Origin of the sequence: Leucobacter sp. UCD-THU (assembly GCF_000349545.1) — a bacterium.
In the GTDB taxonomy this organism is placed as follows: domain Bacteria; phylum Actinomycetota; class Actinomycetes; order Actinomycetales; family Microbacteriaceae; genus Leucobacter; species Leucobacter muris.
This window is the reverse complement of record NZ_KB714602.1, coordinates 464,019-486,337: the sequence shown is the minus strand read 5'-3', so window position 1 is coordinate 486,337 and position 22,319 is coordinate 464,019. Positions and strand designations below refer to the sequence as shown.

The window sequence follows — 22,319 nt, the reverse complement described above, 5'->3', positions numbered from 1 at the left end:
GGGGGGCGTCCAGTTCGGGATCGCCTCCCCGGCGCGGTGGCCGCTCATTCGTCGAGCAGCTCGGCCTCGATCACGTCGTCGGGGCCGGACCCTCGCGATCCGCCGCCCGAGGGCATCGATCCGATGCTCTCGAGCACCAGCGAGTCGCCGTCGGGTGCGACGTCCACGCGCACGGCCTCGCCGTCGCGCACACCGCCCGAGAGGATCGCCCGGGCGAGCCGGTCGTCGATCTCGTGCTGCATGAGCCGTCGCAGCGGGCGGGCGCCGTAGATCGGGTCGTAGCCGCGCGACGCGAGCCAGGCCCGCGCCTCGGGCGTGACCCCCAGCGTGAGCCGGCGATCCGCCAGCCGCAGCTGCAGCCGGTCGATCGAGAGCTCCACGATCTGCGCCAGATCGGCCTCCGACAGCGGGTGGAAGATCACCATCTCGTCGAGGCGGTTGATGAACTCGGGCTTGAACGCGCGACGCACGGTCTCGCGCACCGCGCCCTCCTTCTCGGTCCACGACATGTCGGGATCGATGAGGTACTGGCTGCCCAGGTTGGAGGTGAGGATCAGGATCACGTTGCGGAAGTCGACCGTGCGGCCCTGTCCGTCGGTCAGGCGCCCGTCGTCGAGCACCTGCAGCAGCACGTCGAACACCTCGGGGTGCGCCTTCTCGACCTCGTCGAGCAGCACGACCGAGTAGGGGCGGCGGCGCACGGCCTCGGTGAGCTGACCGCCCTGCTCGTAGCCGACGTACCCGGGAGGGGCGCCGACGAGGCGCGACACCGAGTGCTTCTCGCCGTACTCCGACATGTCGATGCGCACCATGGCGTGCTCGTCGTCGAAGAGGAACTCGGCGAGCGCCTTGGCGAGCTCGGTCTTGCCGACGCCCGTCGGGCCGAGGAACAGGAACGAGCCGGTGGGGCGGTTCGGATCCGCGATTCCCGCGCGCGTGCGCCGCACCGCGTCGGCGACCGCGCGCACCGCGTCGCCCTGGCCGATGAGGCGCTTGCCGAGCTCGCTCTCGAGCGACAGCAGTTTCTCGGTCTCGCCCTGCAGCAGCCGGCCGACCGGGATGCCGGTCCAGGCGGCCACGACACCGGCGATGTCCTCGTCGGTGACCTGGTCGTTGACCATGCGGGGCTCGCCGCCCACCTCGCCGGCCATCTCGGCCTGCTCGGCCTCGGCGAGCTGCTTCTGGATCACCGGGATCTCGCCGTACAGCAGACGCGAGGCTCTCTCGAGGTTGCCCTCGCGCTGAGCGACCTGCGCCTGCATGTTCAGCTGGTCGAGCTTCTCGCGCAGCTCGCCCACACGGTTCAGCGAAGCGCGTTCGCGCTCCCAGCGGGCCTCGAGACCGCCGAGTTCGGTCTGCTTCGCGGCGAGGTCCTCGCGCAGCTTCGCGAGTCGCTCCTTCGACGCGTCGTCCTTCTCCTTCTTGAGCGCGAGCTCTTCGAGCTTCAGCCGGTCGACGGAGCGGCGCAGCTCGTCGATCTCGACGGGGGCCGAGTCGATCTCCATGCGCAGCCGACTCGCGGCCTCGTCGATCAGGTCGATGGCCTTGTCGGGCAGCTGGCGCGCGGTGATGTAGCGGTTCGACAGGCTCGCCGCGGCCACGAGGGCCGAGTCGGCGATGGTCACCTTGTGGTGCGCCTCGTAGCGCTCCTTGAGGCCGCGCAGGATCGCGACCGTGTCTTCGACGCTCGGCTCGCCCACGTACACCTGCTGGAAGCGCCGCTCGAGCGCCGCGTCCTTCTCGATGTACTCGCGGTACTCGTCGAGGGTGGTCGCGCCGATGAGCCGCAGCTCGCCTCGCGCGAGCATGGGCTTGAGCATCTGCGACGCCGCGACCGACGACTCGCCGCCGCCGGCGCCCATGAGGGTGTGCAGCTCGTCGATGAAGGTGATGATCTTGCCGTCGGAGTCCTTGATCTCCTGCAGCACCGCCTTCATACGCTCCTCGAACTCGCCGCGGTACTTCGCGCCCGCGATGAGCGCGGAGATGTCGAGGGAGATGAGTTCTTTGTCCTTGAGCGACTCGGCGACGTCGCCCGCGACGATGCGCTGGGCGAGGCCCTCGACGACGGCGGTCTTGCCGACGCCGGGCTCGCCGATGAGCACGGGATTGTTCTTGGTGCGGCGGGTGAGCACCTGGCTCACGCGACGGATCTCGCTGTCGCGGCCGATGACCGGATCGAGTTTGCCCGAGCGGGCGACTTCCGTGAGGTTGACGCCGAACTGCTCGAGGGCGCTCTGCCCTTCTTCGCCCTGGGCGGGCTGCCAGTTTGCCTGCATCTGGGTCCCTTCTCTTTCAGCAGACTGCGGCGACCCGAGCCGGGCGGCCACAAACTTGAGTTATGATGACTCAAGTTTACTGCAGGGCGCTGCTTTCCGCTAGGGATCCGTGGCGAGGATCTTCTCGATGATCCTCTGCACGACGCCCGTGAGCACCATCACGAACAGCGCATAGTAGCCGACCCCCGGTATCAGCAGCGCGGCCGCGAGCGCCGCGCCGAACAGCAGCACGAGCGAGAGGTCGACGGCGAGACCGGAGCGCAGCTCCCCGCGCTCCATCCGGTGCAGCACGGGATGCGCCCGCAGATACAGCCGCACGACGAGCGACATCGCGGCGGTCAGGATCAGGCTGCCGATGTAGAGCGCCTTCGCCACCCGGTCGCCATCGTCCATGCGACCCGCGACGGCGGTGGCGACCGGCAGCCAGACGATCGTGAGCAGCCAGGCGGCGAGCAGCCACATCAGCGTGGGCGTGACACGATCGACCGCCGAGAAGAGGCGGTGGTGGATCATCCAGAACATCGCGATCAGCACGAAGCTGAGCACGAAGTTCAGCAGCTGGCCGCCGTGCTGCGTGAGCCAGGCGAACGCACCGTCGCCCGCGCTCGCCACCTCGCTCACGCTGTCCATGAGGGGCAGGATCAGCAGCGTCAGCGCGATGGCCACGACCGCGTCGGCGAAGGCCTTGAATCGCTCCGCGGCGTAGCCGACCTCCGCACGAGGCTCCGATGCTGGCACCATGCGCTCAGTGTAATCTCCGGGGAGCCGATTCGGGACGGCGAGGCCGCCGGGTCGACTCAGACACCCGCCACGTTCTCGATCCAGTCGAAGACGCGCTGCGCCACCAGGCCGCGCGCGAGGGGCTCGCAGTGGCCGCCCGCGAAACTTCGTAGAGGACAGCCCTGTCAGCCGCTTCCAAAGCGCAAAGCCCGCCGCCAGTACACAAGGTATGGAATGACTATTAAGTTTCGCTAACCTTGGCATACACATGTAATGTTGCCCGCGCTGAAGACATTCGTTGTCCGCCACCCGTAGATACCTGGAGCATAGTTCTTTGCATGATGACCAGCACAACAACCAGGCCAGTTGGTCGACCTCGGGTGCGTACAGTCCACAGGCGGGCCGAGATCAACACATTTACTTTGGTGCAACCGAAAGAGGTCGAACGACTGAAGTAAGGTTCAATCGCGAGCGAACAAGTCTCATCACGACAAAGCTCAGCGCGATACTGGCTTCCCTGTCGAGCCTGGCGACAATCCTCACCTTCATAGGGAGCGGCGCTCAGCTAGTTCCCGCATGGCAAGACATCGACTTCAGTTCTCCCGCTGTCGGCGGGGGGCTCCCGTTTTTACTCAGCCCGCCCCCTAGTGCGTGGATTGCGTTTGCAATCGGAGTAGTGCTCGCTGTCCTTTCTTTCCGAGGGTGGTGCTATTTCAACGATCGCCGCCGCCAGTGGCCTATTTTTCCTTCCCGCCGCTCCTGGCGACGCGCCCTCATCCCCTCGGCCACCGAGCCCGGAAAGTTCAAGCGGGCCAGCGTCGAGGTCGAATGCCTCGATTGTCTAGATAGCAACCGCCCCGGTGTCTACGCGAGGCTCTACGCCGACCCCGAAAACGGCAGGAATATGGCGAGCTACCAGTGCCGAAACAAGCACAGATCACAGTTTCGCGGGCTCTCTGTCATGGTGGAATGAACAGGACGATAGATCGAGAACCTATGCTGGGACAGCAACCCGAAAACATCGACGATCAAACGAACGATAAACGTTCCTGACTGGAATCGAAAGAACCGGGCCGCTCAGCTCATAAGAGTCGGGCGAACGTCAGGCGTAATCCGCTACCCGCCGGATTCAATCTGCACCCAGTAGCCTTGAAAGCGTCACTATAGGCAATCAAATTCACTCAGAGGAACCAGCCACCCATGTCGAAGATCGCCCTCGTGCGCCAGCCCAGCAGCCTGCTCGACGACGGGATCGTCGACCACATCGAGAAGGTCGCCGTCGATCTCGACCACGCGCGCGAGCAGTGGCGGGGCTACGTCGCCGCGCTGCAGGCGCACGGCTGGCAGACGATCGAGGTGGATCCCGCCGACGACTGCCCCGACTCCGTGTTCATCGAGGACACCGTCGTGATGTTCCGCAACGTGGCCGTGATCTCGCGCCCCGGCGCCGACAGCCGCAAGCCCGAGACCCCGGGCACCCGCCGCGCGCTCGAGGCGCTCGGCTGCCCCGTCGTCGAGATCCAGCAGCCCGGCACCCTCGACGGCGGCGACGTGCTGAAGGTCGGCGACACCGTCTACGTGGGCCGCGGCGGCCGCACCAACGCCGCGGGCATCGCGCAGCTGCGCCGCATCCTCGCCCCGCTCGGCGGCAGGGTCGTGGCCGTGCCGGTCACGAAGGTGCTGCACCTCAAGACCGCCGTGACCGCGCTCCCCGACGGCACCGTGATCGGCTACCCCGACTTCGTCGACAACCCCGGCATCTTCCCCGCCTTCCTGCCCGTGCCCGAGCCGCACGGCACCGCCGTCGTCTGCCTGAGCGACTCCGAACTGCTCATCTCGGCGTCGGCGCCGCAGACCGCCGCGATGCTGCGCGACCTGGGCTACGACGTCACCGAGGTCGCCATCTCGGAGTACGAGAAGCTCGAGGGCTGCCCCACCTGCCTCTCCGTGCGCGTGCGCTGCCTCGACTGAGACGCCCGCGCCGAGTCCGCGTCGCGCGGGGGAGGATCCCCTGCCCCGCGCTCCTCGCCTGCGATAGGGTCGCGTGGTGACCGCTTCACCCGACGCCCGCGCCCCCGGCGCCCCGTGGGTGCTGCTCTTCGTCGCGGTCTGCCTGGTCGCGATCAACATGCGCATGACCATCACCGGGGTCGGCCCCCTGCTCGAGGACATCGCGGCGGATCAGGGCGTCAGCCCCGCCTCGCTCGGCCTGCTGGCGTCGATCCCGCTGCTCGCCTGGGCGGTGGTATCGCCTCTCGCACAGGGGCTCGCGGCGCGCATCGGCCTGAACCCGGCGGTGGGCTGGTCGCTCGTCGTGCTCACGATCGGCACCGTCTGGCGCTCGCTGCCTGGATCGCTCTCGAACCTCTGGCTGGGCACCGCGCTCGTGGGCGCGGCGCTCGCGATCGCGAACGTGCTGCTGCCGGCGACGATCAAGCGCGACTTCGGCCGGCGCGTGCCGCTCGTCATGGGCATCTACTCGACGCTGCTGAGCGGGGCCGCGGCGATCGGGGCCGGTATGGTCGCACCCATCGCCCACGCCGCGCTCGGGGCGGGCGAGCCGGTCGGGTGGCGGATCGCGCTGCTCGCGACCGGCGTCATGGCGCTTCCCGCGCTCGTCGTGTGGGTCTGGGCGGCGCGCAGCCGGCGCGGCCTGGCGCTGCGGCGCGCAGCCGAGACCGGGGCCGCCTCCGGCGCCGCCGATCCCGAGCCCCGGCCCTCCGTTGCCCCCACCCCTGCGCCCTCCCGGCTGGGCAGCCGCATCTGGCGCGACCCGGTCGCCTGGAGCATCGCGGTCTACATGGGCACCCAGTCGTCGACGTTCTACGTGTGGGCGACCTGGCTCGCACCCATCGACCTCTCACGCGGCGCCGACCCCGTCACGGCGGGGTTCAACGTGATGGTCTACCACGTGTGCGGCATGCTCGGCTCGCTCGCGGGCCCCTTCGTCTCGCGCGGCGCGATGCGGCGGATCCTGCCCCCGCTGCTGCCGATCCTCGCAGGCATCGGGGCGATCGGTCTGATCTTCGCCCCGGCGGCGCTGCCGCTGTGGCTCGTGATCTGCGGCCTCTCCTCGGGATGCTCGCTGACCGTGACGCTCACCTTCATGGCGCAGCGCTCGGCCGACGCCGCCACCGCCGCAGCCACCTCGGGCATGTCGCAATCGGTCGGCTACCTGCTCGCAGCGGTGGGGCCGGTGCTGTTCGGGGCCCTCTACGGCGCGACCGGCAGTTGGGTGCCGCCGCTCCTCGTGCTGCTGACGGGCATCACCCTGCAACTCGGCGCCGGGCTGCTGCTCTCGCGCGAGCGCATGGTGTTCGAACCGCGAAGACCCCGGGGATGATGCGGCTCACCCCGCCGGCTCGCGGCGATGGAGCAGGGCGGTGAGGATCGCGAGCGCCGAGCCGACCATCGTGTCGAGCAGCCGCTCCCAGGCCGCTCCGACCACGTCGACGGTGCCGGTCGCAGCGGCCGTGATGAGCAGCACGAGCGGCGTGATGAACACCAGCGCGAGCGCGTAGTTGCGCACCACGACGAGCTCGATCCCGAACTGCAGCAGCATCAGCAGCGCGACGAGCAGCAGCGGGTTCGCCGCGACCGGCGCCAGCGCCACCGCGAGCCCCGCGCCGAGCAGCGTGCCGACCGTGCGGTGCAGGCCCCTGCCCAGCGAGTAGCCGCGCGAGGGGGTGAGACCCACCACGGCGACACCGGCCGAGACCGTCCAGTACGCCCGATGCGGATCGAGCAGCACCATGCTCACGAGCGCGCCGAGCGCCGAGACGACCGCGATGCGCAGGATCAGCCGCCGCTCACCCGGGCCGAGCCACGGACCCGGCATCAGCTGCCGCAGCGTCCGGGCCGGCCGCCGCCGCTCGCTCCGCAGCAGCAGCGGCGCCAGCGCGACGAGGTACGAGAAGAGCGATCCCCCCGCCACCGCGGCGAGGAACGGCAACGGGCCGGTGATCCGCTCGCCGTCGACGACGCCGGTGATGTTCGCCGCGAGTCCGTAGCTCAGCACGAGGAAGACCGGGCCGGGCGGGCCCACGCGGTAGGCGAAGCAGCAGGCGCTCGCGACCACCGCCACGGCAACGAGCCCGGCGGCCAGCAGCCACGGCCACGGCGAGAGCGCGGCCCCGAGCGCGGAGCAGACGAAGAGCGCACCGCCCACGACGGGCAGCGCCTTCGCGCGCTCCACGGCCCCCGCCGACGCGAAGAACAGCGCCACGAACGCGCCGGCCGCGGCCTGCAGGCCGATATCCTCGTGCCCGAGCAGCACGAGCACCCCGAACGGCGCGCCGATCGAGACCGCCGCACGCACGGCGATCCAGAACCGGGGAGCCGGGCCCGGCGGCAGCGTGAAGAGGCTGACGAGGAGCGCCCTCATCGATCCATCCGGCCTCGGCTCACACGGCGCGGAGCACGACGGCGCTGCCCTGGCCGCCGCCGCCGCAGATGCCGACCGCGCCCAGCGAGCCGCTGCCGAGCTCGGCGAGCTGCCGCGCGAGCGTGCCCACGATCCGCGCGCCCGACGCGCCGATCGGGTGCCCCAGCGCGATCGCACCGCCGTGCCGGTTCACGACCGCGGCATCCAGCCCCAGTTCGCGCGCCGACTGCACCCCCACGGCCGCGAACGCCTCGTTGATCTCGACCGCCCGCAGATCCTCGACCGATGCACCTTCGAGCTTCGCGAGCGCCGCGCCGATCGCGCGCGCCGGCTGCGAGTGCAGGTGCGTATCCGGGCCCGCGACGAACGCCGTCGCCTCGACGCGCGCCACCGGCGACAGCCCGAGACGCTGCGCGGCGGCCTCGCTCACGAGCACCAGCGCCGCGGCGCCGTCGGTGATCTGCGACGCGTTGCCCGCCGTGATCGTGCCGTCTTTCGCAAACGCCGGCCGCAGACCCGCGAGGGTCTCGACGGTGGTGCCGGCTCGGATCCCGTCATCCTCGGCGACGACGGTGTCGCCGCGCCGCGAGACGACGGTGAACGGCTCGATCTCACCCGCGAAGAACTCGGCCGACTCGGCCGCGCGACGATGCGACTCCGCAGCGAAGGCGTCCTGCTCCTCGCGCGTCAGCCCGAGCGGGGCGTTGCCGTCTTCGGTGAGCGCACCCATCGCGACCTGGTCGAACGCGTCGCTCAACCCGTCGTGATCCGCGGTGTCGACCAGCTGCGCCGGACCGTACTTCGTACCCGCCCGCAGCGGGATGACGTGCGGTGCGAGCGACATCGACTCCTGCCCCACCGCCACCACCACCTCGGCCTCGCCCGACGCGATCAGGCGGGCCGCCTGCGCGACCGCCTCGGCGCCCGACAGGCACACCGCGTTGAGGGTGATCGCGGGGACGCTCATCGGGATCCCCGCCCCCACCGCCGTCTGACGCGCCGGGTTCTGCCCCGCACCCGCCTGCAGCACCTGGCCCGCGACCACGGCGTCCACCTGATCGGCGGCGATCCCCGCCCGCGACAGGGCGGCGCGCACCGCGTGAGCGCCGAGCACCGTCGCCGGCTGAGCGGCCAGCTGACCGGTGAAACGGGTGAACGGCGTGCGGGCGTAGCCGGCGATCAGAGCGGAGTTGGGAGCGGTCACGGGAGACCTCCTGGGGTGCGACGGGTGCGACGGGCGGTGGGCCGGATCGCGGCGGCGCGATCCGTCACGGCCATTCTGCCCGATCCGCCGCGGCGGCACCCGTCCTCTCGGCACAGTCGCCGCAGCGACCGCTGTGCACGGTCGCCGCCGTTCCAGATCTCATTCATTCCTTTCCTTCGCTCGAGAGCGGCGTCGCTCGTGGCCGCGCGTCGCCACGACAGCCGATCCGCGAGCGACCCCGCGGCCTGCGGGCGCGTGACCGGCGCCGCCGCCGCGTACGCTGGAAGGCGTGAACCGCTCCCGCCCGCGAGGCCGCCGCGCCCTCATCGCCGCCCTGTCCGTGTTCGTCGTCGCCGCGCTCGCCGCGGGCGGCTACACGGCGGCGTGCGCGCTCGCCCCGCTCCCGGCGCCGACGATCGAGACGAGTCCCGGCTTCGCCGAGGGCGGTGACGGCGCTCTCATGGCGGGCGACGCGGCGGCGGCGCAGGCCGCGGTCGACGCGCAGCACCTGCCCACGGCGATCGGCTACCTGCACGAGGACGAGGTGTGGGCGAACGACGCGACCGCGTACCCGCTCGCGAGCATCTCCAAGCTGGTGACGGTGCTCGTGTGCGCCGAGGTGCAGCCGATCGAGCCCGGATCGGACGGACCCGTCTACGTGTGGACGGAGGCGGATCGCGAGCGGCAGGACGGCTACCTCGCGCTCGACGGCGTCGCCTACCCGATCCCGGTCGGCACCGAGATCACGCTGCGCCAGATGCTGCAGTTCATCTTCCTGCCCTCGGCCAACGACTACGCCGCCGCCTACGCCCACTGGACGTTCGGCGACGACGACGCCTTTCTCGCCGCGGTCGAAGACTGGAAGCAGCTGCACGGCCTCGAGTCGCTGCAGTTCGTCGAGCCGACGGGCATGGACGAGGCGAACCTGGCGAGTGCCCCCGACGTGCTGCGCATCGCCCGCCTCGTGCTCCAGAACCCGGCGCTCGCCGAGTTCACCCGCCTGCCCTCGGCCGAGATGCCGTGGGGCGTGGGCCTCATCGAGAACACGAATCCACTGCTCACCGAGATGCCCGGGATCGTCGGCGTGAAGACCGGCCGCTCGTCAGTGGCCGGCTTCAACTTCGCCGTGGCCCAGCAGGTCGACGTGGACGGGCGCGATGTCGTGCAGATGTCGGTGACGCTGGGGCGCGACTCGACGGAGGCCCGCGCGCAGTCGGGCCGCGACATGCTCGCCGCCCTCGACGCACTGCCCGGGATCGCACCGATCCTGGAAGAGGGCGCGGTGATCGGTGAGGCGGTGACCGTCGATGGAACGCGGATCCCGCTCGTCGCCGAGCGGGGCGCCGCCGTCACGCTGCTTCCGGGGGAGAGCGCCCGGCGCAGCGCCGCACTCGATGCCGGTTCGCTGGGCGAGGCGGGCGCCGAGGTGGGCTCGGTGGAGGTCGATGCTCCGAGCGCCGCCCAGAGCATCGCGGTGATCGCTACCGCCGAGGTCGTCGAACCCGACCTGTGGTGGCGGCTCACCCACCCCTCCGAGCTCTTCGGCTGGTAACGCGAGACCGCCCACTCGCTCCGCAGCGGAGTCAGGATCGCTCAGCGGAGCACGCCGGATCCGAGACCAGGCCTGGTGATGCCCGGTGCCGCTCAGTAGGATGATGCCACGAGAGCCGCGATCTCACGCGGTTTCTCGAGTTTCGCCGGGACGGGACCATTCACCGGGTTGAGCCTGCCCCCTCTGAGCATTCGGGAGGCCCTCGCTCATGGGCTACTTCGTTCTCGTCATCGCGCAGACCCTGGTGCTGCCGGTCGCCTCTGGGATCGTCGAACTCGCCGCCGCAGGCGGAGACCCCGTGCTGATCATCGGCAAGTGGTGGGTGTTCTGGGGCGTCGGCACGCGACTGCTGGTCGCCGGAGCGGCGCAGCTGTCCGGCAGAGGGCCGACATCGGAGATTCTCGGCGCTGCGGCGCCGAGCCCGCAGGAGACGCAGCTGACGCGAGAGCTCGGCACCGCCAATGTCGGGATGGGCCTCGCGGGGCTGTTCGCGCTCGTTCCGGGATGGGCCGTTCCGGCGGGGCTCGCCGGCGGCGTGTTCCTGCTGCTCGCCGGGCTGCTCCACGTCGCGAAGAAGGGCAAGGAGCCCCGAGAGTCGCTCGCCACCTGGACCGATCTGCTCGTCGGAATCGCGGTGCTCGCCCTGGCCGGGTACACGCTCTTCGGGGCGCTCGCCTCATGAGGACGACGCCGCTGCACGGGCGCCCGTCCCGCTTGCCGCGGGCCCGCGCGTGCAGCACAATGCGACTGTGACCCAGAAGCGCAGCGTGTTCGGCCGGGAGCGATCGGAGTTCGATCGAGGGCTGTCGTTCTTCGACGCCATCTACGGCTTCGCGATCACACTGCTGATCGCGAACCTCGACATGCCCCCGGCCTCCGCGTGGCGCGATCTCGACGCCCTGCTCTCCAGCGGTCTCGCCGGTCAGCTCACCGGCTTCCTCATCAGTTTCGTCGTGATCGCGGTCTTCTGGAGCCGCAACACCTCGCTGCTCAGCGAGTTCGGCGCGCTCGATGGCGCGGCCATCGCAGCGAATCTCGTCACCGCCCTGCTGATCGTGCTGATGCCCTTCACCACGCAGGGGATCAGCGACGCCGAGACCAGCGAGCTGCCCCTGCCGACCGCACTGTACGCCGCGAACGTGGCGCTCGCGCTGGCGTCGCTGCTCGTCACCCGCGAGATCGGCCACGCCCGGGGCCTGATCGAGCCCCCGGTGGCAAGACCGGTGAGGCGCGCGCAGCGCATCGACGCGTGCGCGCAGATCCTCGTCTTCGTCCTGTCGATCCCCGTCGCGTTCCTGGTTGACGCGGACTGGGGCAAGGCCACCTGGCTCGCCCTGCTCGTCGTGAGCCCCGTGCTCGGCCGTCGGAGCGCTCGGATCGCCGAGGCCGAGAGCAGCCGAGCAGAGAAGGCCTCGGCCTGAACCCGCTTCACGGCAGCGGCGGATGCGCGGCAGATACAGCAAAACCCCCGGAAGACCAGGGGCTTTGTGTGACTCTGGTAGCTGAGGCGGGGCTCGATCCCGCGACCTCACGATTATGAGTCGTGCGCTCTAACCAGCTGAGCTACTCAGCCAAACTCTGATCCGAAGACCAGCAGAGTCAGAGCCCCGAGCCAGGATTGAACTGGCGACCCCTTCCTTACCATGGAAGTGCTCTACCACTGAGCTATCGGGGCGAAGCCACCGTGCGATGACAACCGTTAGAGAATATCACTACTCTCACGCAAATAAAAAATCAGGTCGGGGTCTCGCGTCCCGCTCGCGTGTCGCGAGACCCCGGGCGGATCAGAAGACCGTTCGGCCGCCCGAACAGGTCTGCTTGCTCGCAGGCTGCCCGGTGATGTTCTCCGGCAGCTGCACCGGCCCCTCCTCTGCGGGGGCGATGGTCGCGGGGTCCGTCGGCGCACCCGTAGACGGGTCGATGGGCCACCCGGTCTCGGGATCGATGGGCCACCCGGTCGCGGGATCGATCGGCAGGCCGGTGGCCGGGTCGATCGGCAGGCCCGTCGCGGGATCGATCTCGGCGGGCGCCTCTTCGACCGGCGCCTCGCCCCCGGCCGAGTTCGGATCGACCGCGGCCTTGCCCACGCCCGTGACCTCGAACGGCTGACCGCTCTGGATGATCTCGAACAGGGCGTCGGCGCTGGCGCGATCCGGGGTGAGGCGACCCTCCTGATAGGGGTGCGTGTAGGTGGGGTACTGCACGAAGTTGATGCGGTCGAGGTCGATGTCCTTCACCGTGCCCGCGACCTGCTGCATGAACTGCACGCTCGCCATATTGCTCGAGAGCGTCATGTTGTCGACGCCCGCCTTCGCGAGGCTGTAGACCTTCACGGGGTCGGAGAGCGTCTCGGAGCTCTGCAGCTTGCGCACCAGCGCCGACATGAACACCTGCTGGTTGCTGATGCGGCTCGTGTCGCCGCCGTCGCCGACGCCGTACCGGGTGCGCAGGAACTGGAGCGCGTCCTTGCCCTGCAGCGACACCTCTCCGGCCGGCAGGTCGAGTTCGGTGGCGGGATCGACGATCGGCTGCGCGAGGCAGACCTCGACGCCGCCCAGCGCGTTGGACACGCCGATCACGCCGTCGAAGGTGATGAGGCCCGCGTTCGGGATCTCCATGCCCGTGAGCTCGGAGATCACCCGCGCCACGCAGGGCAGGCCGCCGTACATCATGGCGCTGTTGAGCTGCTGCTCGCTCATGGCGGAGTAGTAGTCCTCTTCGCCGTCGGGGCCGGGGCAGCTGGGGAACGGCACCATCAGATCGCGCGGGAAGCTCACGACGGTGGCGTTCTGGTGGTCGGCCGAGACGTGCAGCATGAGGTTGACGTCGTTGAGCTCGCCCTCCTCGCCGTCCTGGTACGACTGGCCGGCACGCGTGTCGGAGCCCACGAGCAGGATCGTCAGCGCACCGTCGAAGGCCTGGCTGCCCGCACCCACCGCTTCGGCCGACGCCTCCGTACCCAGGTCGACGGTGCGCACATCCTGCACCAGCCCCCACACCGCGTAGGCGACGGTGGCGACGCCACTGAGAGCGACCACGATCGCGGCGGTCAGGAAGATGCGCAGGGCGTTGGCCCAGCCGCTCGAACGCCGCAGCTTCCCGTGGCGCACGAAACTCGAACGCCCAATGCCTGCAGCGTGATTCTTGGCCATGCAACTTCCCGTCTTCGTCGAGCTCGCCCCCTTCTTTTGGGCGCACTCGGTCGTCGTGAGCCTTCTAAAGTACCGGAGGCGACTGAGCGGCCCCTTGGAATTCCGCGGGGCCGAGCGCGAACTCCACCCCCGCTAGGCTGGATCCATGCGCATCGCCACCTGGAACGTCAACTCGATCCGCACCCGTTTCGGCCGCGTCGCCGACTGGCTCGTGCGCGAGGATATCGACGTGCTCGCCATGCAGGAGATCAAGTGCCGGCCCGACCAGTTCCCTGTCGAGGCCTTCGAACGGGCCGGCTACCAGCTCGAGATCCACGGCCTCAACCAGTGGAACGGCGTCGCCTTCGCGAGCCGCCATGAGATGACCGACGTCGCACGCTCGTTCGAGGGGATGCCCGGCTTCGGCAACCCCGTGAAGGGGCAGGAGGACATTCAGGGGATCGGGCCCAACGGTCTGCCGCTCGAAGCGCGGGCCCTGGGCGTCACGGTCGGCGACCTGCGCCTCTGGAGCCTCTACGTGCCCAACGGGCGCGCCCTCGGCGATCCCCACCTCGACTACAAGCTGAACTGGCTCGACGCCCTGCGCGGCGCGACCGAGTCGTGGCTCGACGACGATCCCGACCTCCCCCTCGCCCTCATGGGCGACTGGAACATCGCGCCCCTCGACGCCGACATGGGCGACCCCTCCTTCACGGTCGGCGAGTCGACCCACGTCTCCCCCGAGGAGCGCGCCGCGTTCGCCGCGTTCGCGCCCCACCTCGAAGACGTCGTACGCCCGATCGTCCCCGAGGGCTTCACGTTCTGGGACTACAAGGCCGGGCGCTTCCCCAAGAACCAGGGCATGCGCATCGACTTCATCATGGGCTCGCGAGCCTTCGCCGACGCCGTCACCGGCGCCTCGATCGAGCGCGACGAGCGCAAGGGCGACGCCCCCAGCGACCACGTGCCCGTGGTCTGCGAGATCGATCCCGGGCTGCTCGGAGGCACGTTCGAAGACGAGTACGACCGCCCCATGGTGTTCTAGCCGCGACCGCTGGGAGCCGATCCGGCACGCGGGCTCCTGCCTCGGCGAGACCGGATCCGCCGAAAGCCTCTCACCGAAGCCCGATCCCCCACCGGGGCCGGCATCCCCGAAGCGGCGGTAAAGTGGAGCGCATGGCTGACTTCCTGCGCGTCGCATCCGTCAACGTCAACGGCATCCGTGCCGCCTTCCGCAAGGGCATGGGCGACTGGCTCGACGCCTCCGGCGCCGACATCGTCGCACTGCAGGAGGTGCGCGCCGCAGGCGCCGACATCGCGAAACTCGTCGCCGCGGCCGATGCCGGGGGCTGGCACGTGCTGCACGACCCCTGCCAGATCAAGGGCCGCGCCGGCGTCGCCATCCTCAGCCGTGTGCCCTCGCTCGGGCACCGCGTCGGCCTCGGCGCCCTCGACGCGCAGGAGGCCGTGCAGTCGTCCGGCCGCTGGCTCGAGGCCGACTTCGCGTTCGGCGACGGCGCCCTCACCGTCATCAGCAACTACACCCACTCCGGCGAGGTCGACACCCCTCGCCAGGACGCCAAGTGGGCGTTCCTCGACGCCATGGGCGTGCGCATGAACGAGCTCGCCGACGAGCGCGAGCACGTCGCCATCGTGGGCGACTTCAACGTCGGCCACCGCGAACTCGACATCAAGAACTGGCGCGGCAACGTCAAACGCTCCGGCTTCCTGCCCCGCGAACGCGCCTACTTCGACCGCTTCTTCGGCCCCCGCGGCGAGACCGTCGTCGGCGTCGACGGCACCGAGGGCCCCGGCTTCGGCTGGATCGACGTCGGCCGCCGCTGGGCCGGCGAGGTCGACGGCCCCTACAGCTGGTGGTCGAACCGTGGCCAGGCCTTCGACAACGACACCGGCTGGCGCATCGACTACCACGTCGTCACCCCCGCCCTCGGCGAGCGCGTCGCCGATTACCGGGTCGATCGTTACCCGTCGTACGACACCCGATGGTCGGATCACGCGCCCGTCGTCGTCGACTACCGGCTCTGAGCCGCTGAAGCGGGGGCGAATGCGTCTCGCGCCGCTTGGCCGAGCCTGGCGGGAGCAGCGGGGAGGCCTGGTATTCCTCCGCTCATCCACTCGCGGCCGGTGCTTCGCACCGGTCGCTCCCGCCAGACCCGACCACGCGGAGGAATACCAGGCCCCCCGCTGCGGATGGATGAGCGGCGCGAGACGCATTCGCCCCCGCTTCCCACCGACTCTCCCGGCAGCCGCCGACTCCGTTCTCGTTTGTAAGGCAAGGAAAGCCACACCATGACCGTAACCACCACATCCTCGAAGCCCGTCCTCTTCTCGGGCATGCAGCCGTCGAGCGACTCGCTGCAGCTCGGCAACTACATCGGCGCGCTCAACCAGTGGACGAAGATGCAGGAGGACTACGACGCCTTCTTCTGCGTGGTGAATCTGCACGCCATCACCGTGCCGCAGGACCCCGCCGAGCTCGTCGCCCGCACTCGCCGCACCGCCGCCCAGTACATCGCGGCCGGCATCGACCCCGAGAAGTCGACGCTGTTCGTGCAGTCGCAGGTGCCCGCGCACGCCGAACTGGCCTGGGTGCTCAACACCGTCACCGGTTTCGGCGAGGCGAGCCGCATGACCCAGTTCAAGGACAAGTCGCAGAAGCAGGGCGCCGACGCCGCCTCGGTCGGCCTCTTCACCTACCCGATCCTCATGGCCGCCGACATCCTGCTCTACCGGGCCGAGAGCGTTCCCGTCGGCGAGGATCAGCGGCAGCACGTCGAGCTCACCCGCGACCTGGCGACGCGCTTCAACTCCCGCTTCGGCGACACCTTCGTCGTTCCCGAGGCGCAGATCCCGAAGGGCACCGCCAAGATCTACGATCTGCAGGAGCCCACCGCGAAGATGTCGAAGTCGGCGGAGACCGAGGCCGGTCTCATCAAGGTGCTCGATCCCGCGAACGTCACCAAGAAGAAGATCATGCGCGCGGTCACCGACACCGACGGCGAGATCCGCTTCGATCGCGAGGCCAAGCCCGGCGTCTCGAACCTGCTCACCATCTACTCGGTGCTGTCGGGCCGCACGATCGACTCCGTCGTCGACGAGTACGCGGGCCGCGGCTACGGCGACCTCAAGAAGGGCCTCGTCGAGGTGGTCGAGGAGAGCCTCGCCCCGGTGCGCAACCGCACCGAGGAGCTGCTGGCCGATCCCGCCGAGCTGGATCGCCTGCTGGCGAAGGCCGCGGATCGCGCGAACGAGGTCGCGAACCGCACCCTCACCGCCGTGTACGACGCGATCGGCCTCATGCGCTGACCTCGTCGGAGGGCGGGGTCCGTGGCGCCGCAGCGCGTCCGTTCCTTCGGGGCTCTCCCGACCTTCGGATCGATCGGGGCGATCCCGTCCGAGATGCGGGTGGGCTCCGAAGGACGGGATCCCGCGCACACCGCAACCGCGAACGCCCCCGCGCCGAGAAGCGCGGGGGCGTTCTTCGCACGAGCGGCCGGCCGCTACGGCACGAGCACGGCGCGGCCCTGGATCTTGCCGTGGTGCAGGTCGTCGAACGCCTGCACGGCGTCGTCGAGCGAGTAGCGCACGACCTCGACGCCGATCTTGCCCTGCCGCGCGAGCGCGACGGCCTGGCGCAGGTCGGACCGGGTGCCGCCGTAGGCGCGCTCGATGTTCACGCCCCACGGCAGGGCGCCGCTGTTCGCCACGTACTCGAATGAGCCCCCGCCGAGGCCGACGAAGCGGATCGCGCCCCCCACTCGCACGACGGCGAGCGCGAGGTCGACCGTGGGCTGCACCCCGACGAAGTCGAAGACCACGTCGGCGCCGACGCCTCGGGTCTCCTCGAGGATGCGGGCGGCCGCCTCGCCGTCGCTCTTGAGCGCCAGGTCGGCGCCATGCTCGCGGGCGAATGCCAGCTTCTCGTCGTCGGTGTCGAGGGCGATGATGCGGGCACCGGTGGTCGCGGCGAGGATCTGCAGCGCCATGTGGCCGAGGCCGCCGAGACCGATGGTCACGACGGTCGCGTCGGCGTCGAGGCGGTCGCGCACCGTGTTGATGGCGTGCATGGGGGTGAGCGCCGCGTCGGCGAGGGGAGCGGCATCGACGGGGTCGAGGTCGCCGATCGGGTCGAGGTGGTGGGCCTTCACTGCGATGTAGTCGGCCATGCCTCCGGGGCTGCCGATGCCGGGAGAGAGCGGAGCGAGCGACCCTCGGGGCGAGACGACCTCGCACTGGTTGTCTCGGCCCGCGAGGCACTCCCGGCACTGCCCGCAGGAGAGCACGAGTGCGACGAGCGCGGCGTCGCCCTCCGCCCAACCCGAGACGTCGGCGCCGATGCGCTCCACGGTGCCCGCGACCTCGTGGCCGAGGGTGCTGCCGATGAGGGGGTTGTCATCGCCGAAGTTGATGATCGCGATGTCGGAGTGGCAGAGCCCGGCCCCGCCCACCTTCAGCAGCACCTCGTCCGGCGCGATCTCGGGCACCGGCTTGTCCCAGATCTCGACCGTGTCGTTCTTCACATAGGTCACTGCGCGCATCGCTTCTCCTCGATTCTGGCCGCGGTCACGCGACCATTGCGGTTCAGGGCGTCGGATCGGCGTCCTGATTCCAGGCTATCCCGGCGCGAAGCCGCCATGCAGTGGATCCGCTGAAGAGCGCCGAGCGTTCACCCGGCGTGGCACTGCGCGCACCCGAGGTCTCCCGCGAGCGAAGGACTGAAGCTTAGACTGGGTCCATGACCGAGGACGACACCGGAAGCCGCACCGTCGCGGTGATCCGTCGCACCCCCTTCACCATCGCCCTGACCCTCGCGCTCCTCGTGATCGCGGCGGCGACGGGCACACTGACCGCCCCGGCGTCTCAGCAGCCGTGGTTCGAGCGCGTCGCCACCGGCCTGCCCGCCTTCGTCGAGGGCCGCTGGTGGACGATCGCCACCTCGCCCTTCTTCGTCGACCACCCGCTCGTGCTGCTCACGCTGCTGCCGCTCGTGGTGGGCGGCATCGGCTGGGCGGAGTGGCGGTTCGGATCGCTGCGCACCATCGGCCTCTTCGCCGCCGGGCACGTGGTGGGCGTGCTCGGCGCGGCAGGGATCCTCGCCCTCGTCTCGCCCTCGGGCTGGCCGTGGGCGGTGCGGCTCTCGCAGAGCTACGACGTGGGGCCGTCGTGCGGCGCGCTCACCGCGCTCGTCTTCGCGATCGCCGCGCTGCCGTCGCCGTGGCGCCTGCGCGCGCGCATCGCGGTGGGAGTGTGGACCGGCATCTCGGTGGTCTACCTCGGCCAGCTGCACGACCTGGAGCACGCGGTGTCGATGGCGGCGGCCCTCGCCGTGAGCGGCTGGCTGCCCGCTTTCAGGCGCCCCGCGGGTCGGCCCAGCCAGCGCGAGTGGCGACTCATCGCGCTGTCGCTGCTGATCGCGATCGGCGCGATCCAGGTGCTCGACCTGATGGTGCCGTACGACGGCCCGCTCGGCGCCAACGACCCGGTCTCGTCGTTCACCGACGTGGCGATCGACGTCGTGGTGATCGCGCTCATCGCCAACGGCATCCGACAGGGATACCGCCTGGCCTGGATCACCGCGCTCGTGCTCGGCTTCTTCAACATCGCGACCGCGGTCGTCGTGCTGCCGCTGCTGCCGCTGCTCGTCGAGGCTGGCGTGCTCGACTCCCCCACCGAGGTCGTGGGCCTCGTGCTCGCGCCGGCCGTCTTCTGGCTCGGGCTCGTGGTGCTGCTCGTGCTGGCGCGCGGCGCGTTCCAGGTGCGGCTGCGCAAGTCCCACCGCAGGCTCGACGCCGAGGCGCTCACCCGGGAGCAGCTCGTCGAGCGCCTCAAGCGCAGCGGGGGCGGCACGATCTCGTGGATGACCACGTGGGACGGCAACCGCCGCATCGCGGCGGGCGAGACGGGCGCGATCGCCTACCAGTCGCACTCCGGGGTGGCGATCATGCTCGGCGACCCGATCGTGTCCGCCGGCGGCGAGGGCGGGGCTCTCGCCGAGTTCGAGCGGGTGGCGCAGCACGCGGGCCTCGTCCCGTGCGTCTTCTCGGCGAGCTCCGCCGCCGCCGAGGCGCGGCCGGCCGGGTGGCGCTCGGTGATCGTGGCCGAGGACACGATCGTGGATCTCTCCGGGCTCGAGTTCAAGGGCAAGGCGTGGGGACCGGTGCGCACCGCGATGAACCGAGCGTCGCGCGAGGGGGTCGAGTTCCGCATGGTGCGGCTCGCGGAGGAGCCCTGGAACGTGCTCGCCCAGGTGCGCGCGATCTCGGAGCAGTGGACCGGCGACAAGGGCCTGCCCGAGATGCGCTTCACCCTGGGCACCGTCGAGGAGGCGCTGGATCCCGAGGCGCTCGTCGGCATCGCCGTCGACGGGCAGGGCGACCTGCACGGCGTCACCTCGTGGCTGCCGGTCTACGGGGCTGCCGATCCGGAGAGCGGCGAGACCCGCATCGTGGGGTGGACCCTCGACCTCATGCGCCGCCGCGACGGCGGCTTCGGCCCCGTCATGGAGTTCCTGATCGCGGCGTCGGCGCAGCACCTCTCCGAACAGGGATATGAGTTCGTCTCGTTGTCGGGGGCCCCGCTCGTGAGGCCTGAGGACGCCGAGGCGGGTCCGGTGGATCAGGTGCTCGAGCAGATCGGCGGCCTCATCGAACCGCTCTACGGTTTCAAGTCGCTGCACCGCTTCAAGCAGAAGTTCAATCCGCGCCACGAGTCGCTCCACCTGCTCTACCGCGACGAGGGCGATCTGCCCCGCATCGGCATCGCGCTCACCCGCGCCTACCTGCCCGACGCCTCGCTGCGCGATCTCGTGGCATCGGCCGCGTCGACCGCGTCGGCCGGGTCACCCGCCTGATCCGCCCCGCTCCCCTACAGTTGGATCATGTCGACCCCGAGCCCCGCCCGCACCGGCGTCAGCGCCGCGCTCAGCATCACCGGCGAGATCATCGGCGCCGTCATGCAGCTGCTGCTCATCTGGATCGCGGCCCAGATCGTATGGGGCGCCGACGACCCCGACGACGAGACGCTGCTGCGCATGCTCTGGTGCGTGCTGGCCTCGCTCTACCTCGGCGCGACGATCGTGTCGCTCAACGTGCTCGTGCGGCTCGACGTGCCCGATCCGCGCGCCACGCGCGTGCTCGTGGGGCACGCGATCGCCCGCGCGCTCGCGACGCTCGTCGCCTTCGGCGCGAGCCTGCTCGGCCTCGCCGTCGCGACGGATCTGATCTCGGCGCTGGGTCTAGGGGTGCACGATCCGGTGGCCGAGCTCAGCGCGATCTGGACGATGCTGCTCTCGTGGGCGATGTTCAACTGGGGGTACGCGCGCATCTACTTCTCGCGATACCACCGCGAAGCCGATCCGCCCCTCTCGTTCCCCGGCACCGAGGAGCCCCGGCTCGTCGACTTCGTCTACCTCGCGTTCACCAACGCGACCACCTTCGCCGTCTCCGACGTGCAGGTGCGCTCGACGCGGATGCGCTGGACCATCGTCTGGCACACCACCCTCGCCTTCTTCTTCAACGCGCTCATCATCGCCCTCGTGATCAACGTGATCACGAAGGGCGAGTTCCTCTCGCAGCTCCTCGAGTAGCCCGGGCGTCATACGACGTCGCCGCGCAGGCGGCGCTCACCGGAAACGGGTACAGTGGAGGCGTGTTCCGGGGTCGGTGTGATTCCGAACCGGCGGTGACAGCCCGCGAACCTCGCACCCGCGAGGCCGAATCGGTGAAATTCCGGTGCCGACGGTGATGGGCGCGAGCCCTAGTCCGGATGAGAGGAACGCTGAGCTCCGCGCTGCGCGGAGAGGTTTTCAGCACCCCGGATCCGCTGCACACGGATGAGACGGGGGATCGGGATGCTCGAGCAGGCGCTCCTCGAGGACGCGATGCGTCGCGCGCTCGTCATCGCGGGCCGCGGGCCCTCCGCCGATCCGAACCCGCAGGTGGGCTGCGTGCTGCTCGACCCCGCCGGGCGCATCGTCGCCGAGGGCTGGCACCTCGGCGCGGGCACCCCCCACGCCGAGACCGCCGCGCTGGCCCAGCTGCCCGCCGAGTGGCGCGCGCGGGCCGGCGAGCTCACGGCGGTGGTCACGCTCGAACCCTGCAATCACACGGGTCGCACCGGCCCCTGCGCGGTCGCGCTGATCGAGAGCGGGATCGGCGCCGTCGTCTACGCGCTGAGCGACCCCGGCGACGCGTCGGCCGGGGGAGCCGAGCGGCTGCGCGCGGCCGGTGTCGAGGTGCGCGGGGGCGTGCTGCCCGGCGAGGCGCGAATCGTGCTGGGGCCGTGGCTGGCCCGGCAGGCCGCCGGCGTCGACGACGAGGCGCGCGACGCGTCGGCCCGCCCGCACGTCACGGTGAAGTGGGCGCAGACGCTCGACGGGCGGGCCGCCGCCGCCGACGGATCGAGCCGGTGGATCACCGGGGTCGACGCCCGCGCCGACGTGCACCGTCGCCGCGCCGAGGCCGACGCGATCCTCGTGGGCACGGGCACCCTCATCGCCGACGACCCCGAGCTCACGTCGCGGGCCGAGCACGGCGGTCTGCTGGTTCCGGCCGCCGAGCAGCCGATCCCGGTCGTGCTCGGCCACCGGCCCGTGCCGTCCGGCGCGCGGGTGCGGCAGCACCCAGCGCTCGCCGCCCACGGTCTCTCGGAGCCCCTGCGCATCACGGGCGACGACCTCGCGTCCGACCTCGCCGCGTTGCACGCCCGCGGCGTGCGCCGCCTCTTCGTCGAGGGCGGGCCCACGGTCGCGAGCGCGCTCATCGCGGCGGGTCTCGCCGACGAGGTGCTCGTCTACCTGGCCCCCGCACTGCTCGGCGGCCCGCGCCTCGCGCTCGGCGACCTCGGCATCGCCGACATGGCCGGCATCGAGCGTCTGCGCGTCTCGCGCACGGCTCAGCTCGGCGCAGACCTGCTCATCAAGGCCGCACTCGCCTCGCCGCACCCCGACGAGGCTGCCAGACGATCCCGACCCACCGCGGCTGCGACGCAGACCGCGCAGTCCCACGCTGACCCAGAGGAAGAGGGGTAA

General features: G+C 70.5%; 17 protein-coding genes, 2 tRNA genes and 1 riboswitch. Of the genes, 11 read left to right on the top strand and 8 right to left on the bottom strand.

Annotated elements, in window-relative coordinates:
- Positions 1–44: 44 nt before the first annotated feature.
- Both H490_RS25450 and H490_RS25445 read right to left on the bottom strand, forming a co-directional pair.
- Positions 45–2,279 carry an ATP-dependent Clp protease ATP-binding subunit gene (locus tag H490_RS25450; protein WP_017884308.1) on the bottom strand — a complete coding sequence of 745 codons (2,235 nt, stop codon included), beginning with the start codon at positions 2,277–2,279 and terminating at the stop codon, positions 45–47.
- Positions 2,280–2,378: 99 nt separating this feature from the next.
- Complete coding sequence (locus H490_RS25445) at positions 2,379–3,020, bottom strand: TMEM175 family protein (protein ID WP_017884307.1); 642 nt, start codon at positions 3,018–3,020, stop codon at positions 2,379–2,381.
- A 1,179-nt stretch (positions 3,021–4,199) separates the two neighbouring features.
- Between H490_RS25445 and ddaH the strand changes: the two genes are divergently transcribed.
- Both ddaH and H490_RS25435 read left to right on the top strand, forming a co-directional pair.
- Positions 4,200–4,970, top strand: a complete 771-nt coding sequence (gene ddaH, locus H490_RS25440; protein ID WP_017884306.1) for a dimethylargininase — start codon at positions 4,200–4,202, stop codon at positions 4,968–4,970.
- A 76-nt stretch (positions 4,971–5,046) separates the two neighbouring features.
- Positions 5,047–6,342: an MFS transporter gene (locus tag H490_RS25435; protein ID WP_238560334.1), complete on the top strand. Its 1,296-nt coding sequence runs from the start codon at positions 5,047–5,049 to the stop codon at positions 6,340–6,342.
- A 6-nt stretch (positions 6,343–6,348) separates the two neighbouring features.
- Here H490_RS25435 and H490_RS25430 read toward each other — a convergent pair whose 3' ends face one another.
- Together H490_RS25430 and H490_RS25425 are read right to left on the bottom strand one after the other, a co-directional pair.
- Entirely contained in the window at positions 6,349–7,383 is a 1,035-nt protein-coding gene (locus H490_RS25430) for an FUSC family protein (protein WP_017884304.1), read from the bottom strand.
- Between the two features lie 19 nt (positions 7,384–7,402).
- Positions 7,403–8,587 (bottom strand): acetyl-CoA C-acyltransferase, encoded by a 1,185-nt coding sequence (locus H490_RS25425; RefSeq protein ID WP_017884303.1) that lies wholly within the window; start codon positions 8,585–8,587, stop codon positions 7,403–7,405.
- A gap of 289 nt (positions 8,588–8,876) precedes the next feature.
- On the opposite strand from H490_RS25425, the gene H490_RS25420 reads away from it, so the two are divergent.
- The 3 genes from H490_RS25420 (at position 8,877) to H490_RS25410 (ending at position 11,560) form a co-directional block, all read left to right on the top strand.
- The gene (locus H490_RS25420) at positions 8,877–10,139 is read left to right on the top strand and encodes a D-alanyl-D-alanine carboxypeptidase family protein (RefSeq protein ID WP_031290080.1); all 1,263 of its coding nucleotides are present in this window, start codon (positions 8,877–8,879) and stop codon (positions 10,137–10,139) included.
- A gap of 208 nt (positions 10,140–10,347) precedes the next feature.
- Entirely contained in the window at positions 10,348–10,821 is a 474-nt protein-coding gene (locus H490_RS32530; RefSeq protein ID WP_017884302.1) for a hypothetical protein, read from the top strand.
- A 67-nt stretch (positions 10,822–10,888) separates the two neighbouring features.
- Complete coding sequence (locus H490_RS25410) at positions 10,889–11,560, top strand: TMEM175 family protein (RefSeq protein ID WP_017884301.1); 672 nt, start codon at positions 10,889–10,891, stop codon at positions 11,558–11,560.
- A gap of 75 nt (positions 11,561–11,635) precedes the next feature.
- Here H490_RS25410 and H490_RS25405 read toward each other — a convergent pair.
- The 3 genes from H490_RS25405 to H490_RS25395 form a co-directional block, all read right to left on the bottom strand.
- Positions 11,636–11,712 (bottom strand) — tRNA-Met (locus H490_RS25405).
- A 30-nt stretch (positions 11,713–11,742) separates the two neighbouring features.
- Positions 11,743–11,814 (bottom strand) — tRNA-Thr (locus H490_RS25400).
- 109 nt (positions 11,815–11,923) lie between these two features.
- Positions 11,924–13,291 (bottom strand): LCP family protein, encoded by a 1,368-nt coding sequence (locus H490_RS25395; protein ID WP_031290079.1) that lies wholly within the window; start codon positions 13,289–13,291, stop codon positions 11,924–11,926.
- A gap of 145 nt (positions 13,292–13,436) precedes the next feature.
- Here H490_RS25395 and H490_RS25390 point away from each other — a divergent pair, with 145 nt between their 5' ends.
- The 3 genes from H490_RS25390 to trpS all read left to right on the top strand — a co-directional run bounded on the left by H490_RS25390 (position 13,437) and on the right by trpS (position 16,597).
- On the top strand, positions 13,437–14,315 hold the full coding sequence (locus H490_RS25390; RefSeq protein ID WP_017884298.1) for an exodeoxyribonuclease III: 879 nt from the start codon (positions 13,437–13,439) through the stop codon (positions 14,313–14,315).
- 131 nt (positions 14,316–14,446) lie between these two features.
- A complete protein-coding gene (locus H490_RS25385) occupies positions 14,447–15,316 on the top strand; it encodes an exodeoxyribonuclease III (RefSeq protein WP_017884297.1) in 870 nt (289 codons plus the stop codon).
- Between the two features lie 264 nt (positions 15,317–15,580).
- Positions 15,581–16,597 (top strand): tryptophan--tRNA ligase, encoded by a 1,017-nt coding sequence (gene trpS / locus H490_RS25380; RefSeq protein WP_017884296.1) that lies wholly within the window; start codon positions 15,581–15,583, stop codon positions 16,595–16,597.
- A 194-nt stretch (positions 16,598–16,791) separates the two neighbouring features.
- Here the strand turns inward: trpS and H490_RS25375 are convergent, their stop codons facing one another.
- The gene (locus H490_RS25375; RefSeq protein WP_017884295.1) at positions 16,792–17,829 is read right to left on the bottom strand and encodes a zinc-binding dehydrogenase; all 1,038 of its coding nucleotides are present in this window, start codon (positions 17,827–17,829) and stop codon (positions 16,792–16,794) included.
- A gap of 197 nt (positions 17,830–18,026) precedes the next feature.
- On the opposite strand from H490_RS25375, the gene H490_RS25370 reads away from it, so the two are divergent.
- From H490_RS25370 to ribD, 3 genes are all read left to right on the top strand, one after another.
- Positions 18,027–20,141, top strand: coding sequence for a bifunctional lysylphosphatidylglycerol flippase/synthetase MprF (locus H490_RS25370; RefSeq protein WP_017884294.1), 2,115 nt, complete (start codon positions 18,027–18,029; stop codon positions 20,139–20,141).
- 27 nt (positions 20,142–20,168) lie between these two features.
- The gene (locus H490_RS25365) at positions 20,169–20,876 is read left to right on the top strand and encodes a DUF1345 domain-containing protein (RefSeq protein WP_017884293.1); all 708 of its coding nucleotides are present in this window, start codon (positions 20,169–20,171) and stop codon (positions 20,874–20,876) included.
- A gap of 59 nt (positions 20,877–20,935) precedes the next feature.
- Positions 20,936–21,071: riboswitch (FMN riboswitch) on the top strand.
- 69 nt (positions 21,072–21,140) lie between these two features.
- Positions 21,141–22,319: a bifunctional diaminohydroxyphosphoribosylaminopyrimidine deaminase/5-amino-6-(5-phosphoribosylamino)uracil reductase RibD gene (ribD, locus tag H490_RS25360; RefSeq protein ID WP_017884292.1), complete on the top strand. Its 1,179-nt coding sequence runs from the start codon at positions 21,141–21,143 to the stop codon at positions 22,317–22,319.

Coding starts and splice junctions, on each gene's coding strand:
- H490_RS25450 (WP_017884308.1), bottom strand. CDS start 2,279: ATGCAGGCAAACTGGCAGCCCGCCCAGGGCGAAGAAGGGCAGAGCGCC.
- H490_RS25445 (WP_017884307.1), bottom strand. CDS start 3,020: ATGGTGCCAGCATCGGAGCCTCGTGCGGAGGTCGGCTACGCCGCGGAG.
- ddaH (WP_017884306.1), top strand. CDS start 4,200: ATGTCGAAGATCGCCCTCGTGCGCCAGCCCAGCAGCCTGCTCGACGAC.
- H490_RS25430 (WP_017884304.1), bottom strand. CDS start 7,383: ATGAGGGCGCTCCTCGTCAGCCTCTTCACGCTGCCGCCGGGCCCGGCT.
- H490_RS32530 (WP_017884302.1), top strand. CDS start 10,348: ATGGGCTACTTCGTTCTCGTCATCGCGCAGACCCTGGTGCTGCCGGTC.
- H490_RS25395 (WP_031290079.1), bottom strand. CDS start 13,291: ATGGCCAAGAATCACGCTGCAGGCATTGGGCGTTCGAGTTTCGTGCGC.
- H490_RS25390 (WP_017884298.1), top strand. CDS start 13,437: ATGCGCATCGCCACCTGGAACGTCAACTCGATCCGCACCCGTTTCGGC.
- H490_RS25385 (WP_017884297.1), top strand. CDS start 14,447: ATGGCTGACTTCCTGCGCGTCGCATCCGTCAACGTCAACGGCATCCGT.
- trpS (WP_017884296.1), top strand. CDS start 15,581: ATGACCGTAACCACCACATCCTCGAAGCCCGTCCTCTTCTCGGGCATG.
- H490_RS25375 (WP_017884295.1), bottom strand. CDS start 17,829: ATGCGCGCAGTGACCTATGTGAAGAACGACACGGTCGAGATCTGGGAC.
- H490_RS25370 (WP_017884294.1), top strand. CDS start 18,027: ATGACCGAGGACGACACCGGAAGCCGCACCGTCGCGGTGATCCGTCGC.
- H490_RS25365 (WP_017884293.1), top strand. CDS start 20,169: ATGTCGACCCCGAGCCCCGCCCGCACCGGCGTCAGCGCCGCGCTCAGC.
- ribD (WP_017884292.1), top strand. CDS start 21,141: ATGCTCGAGCAGGCGCTCCTCGAGGACGCGATGCGTCGCGCGCTCGTC.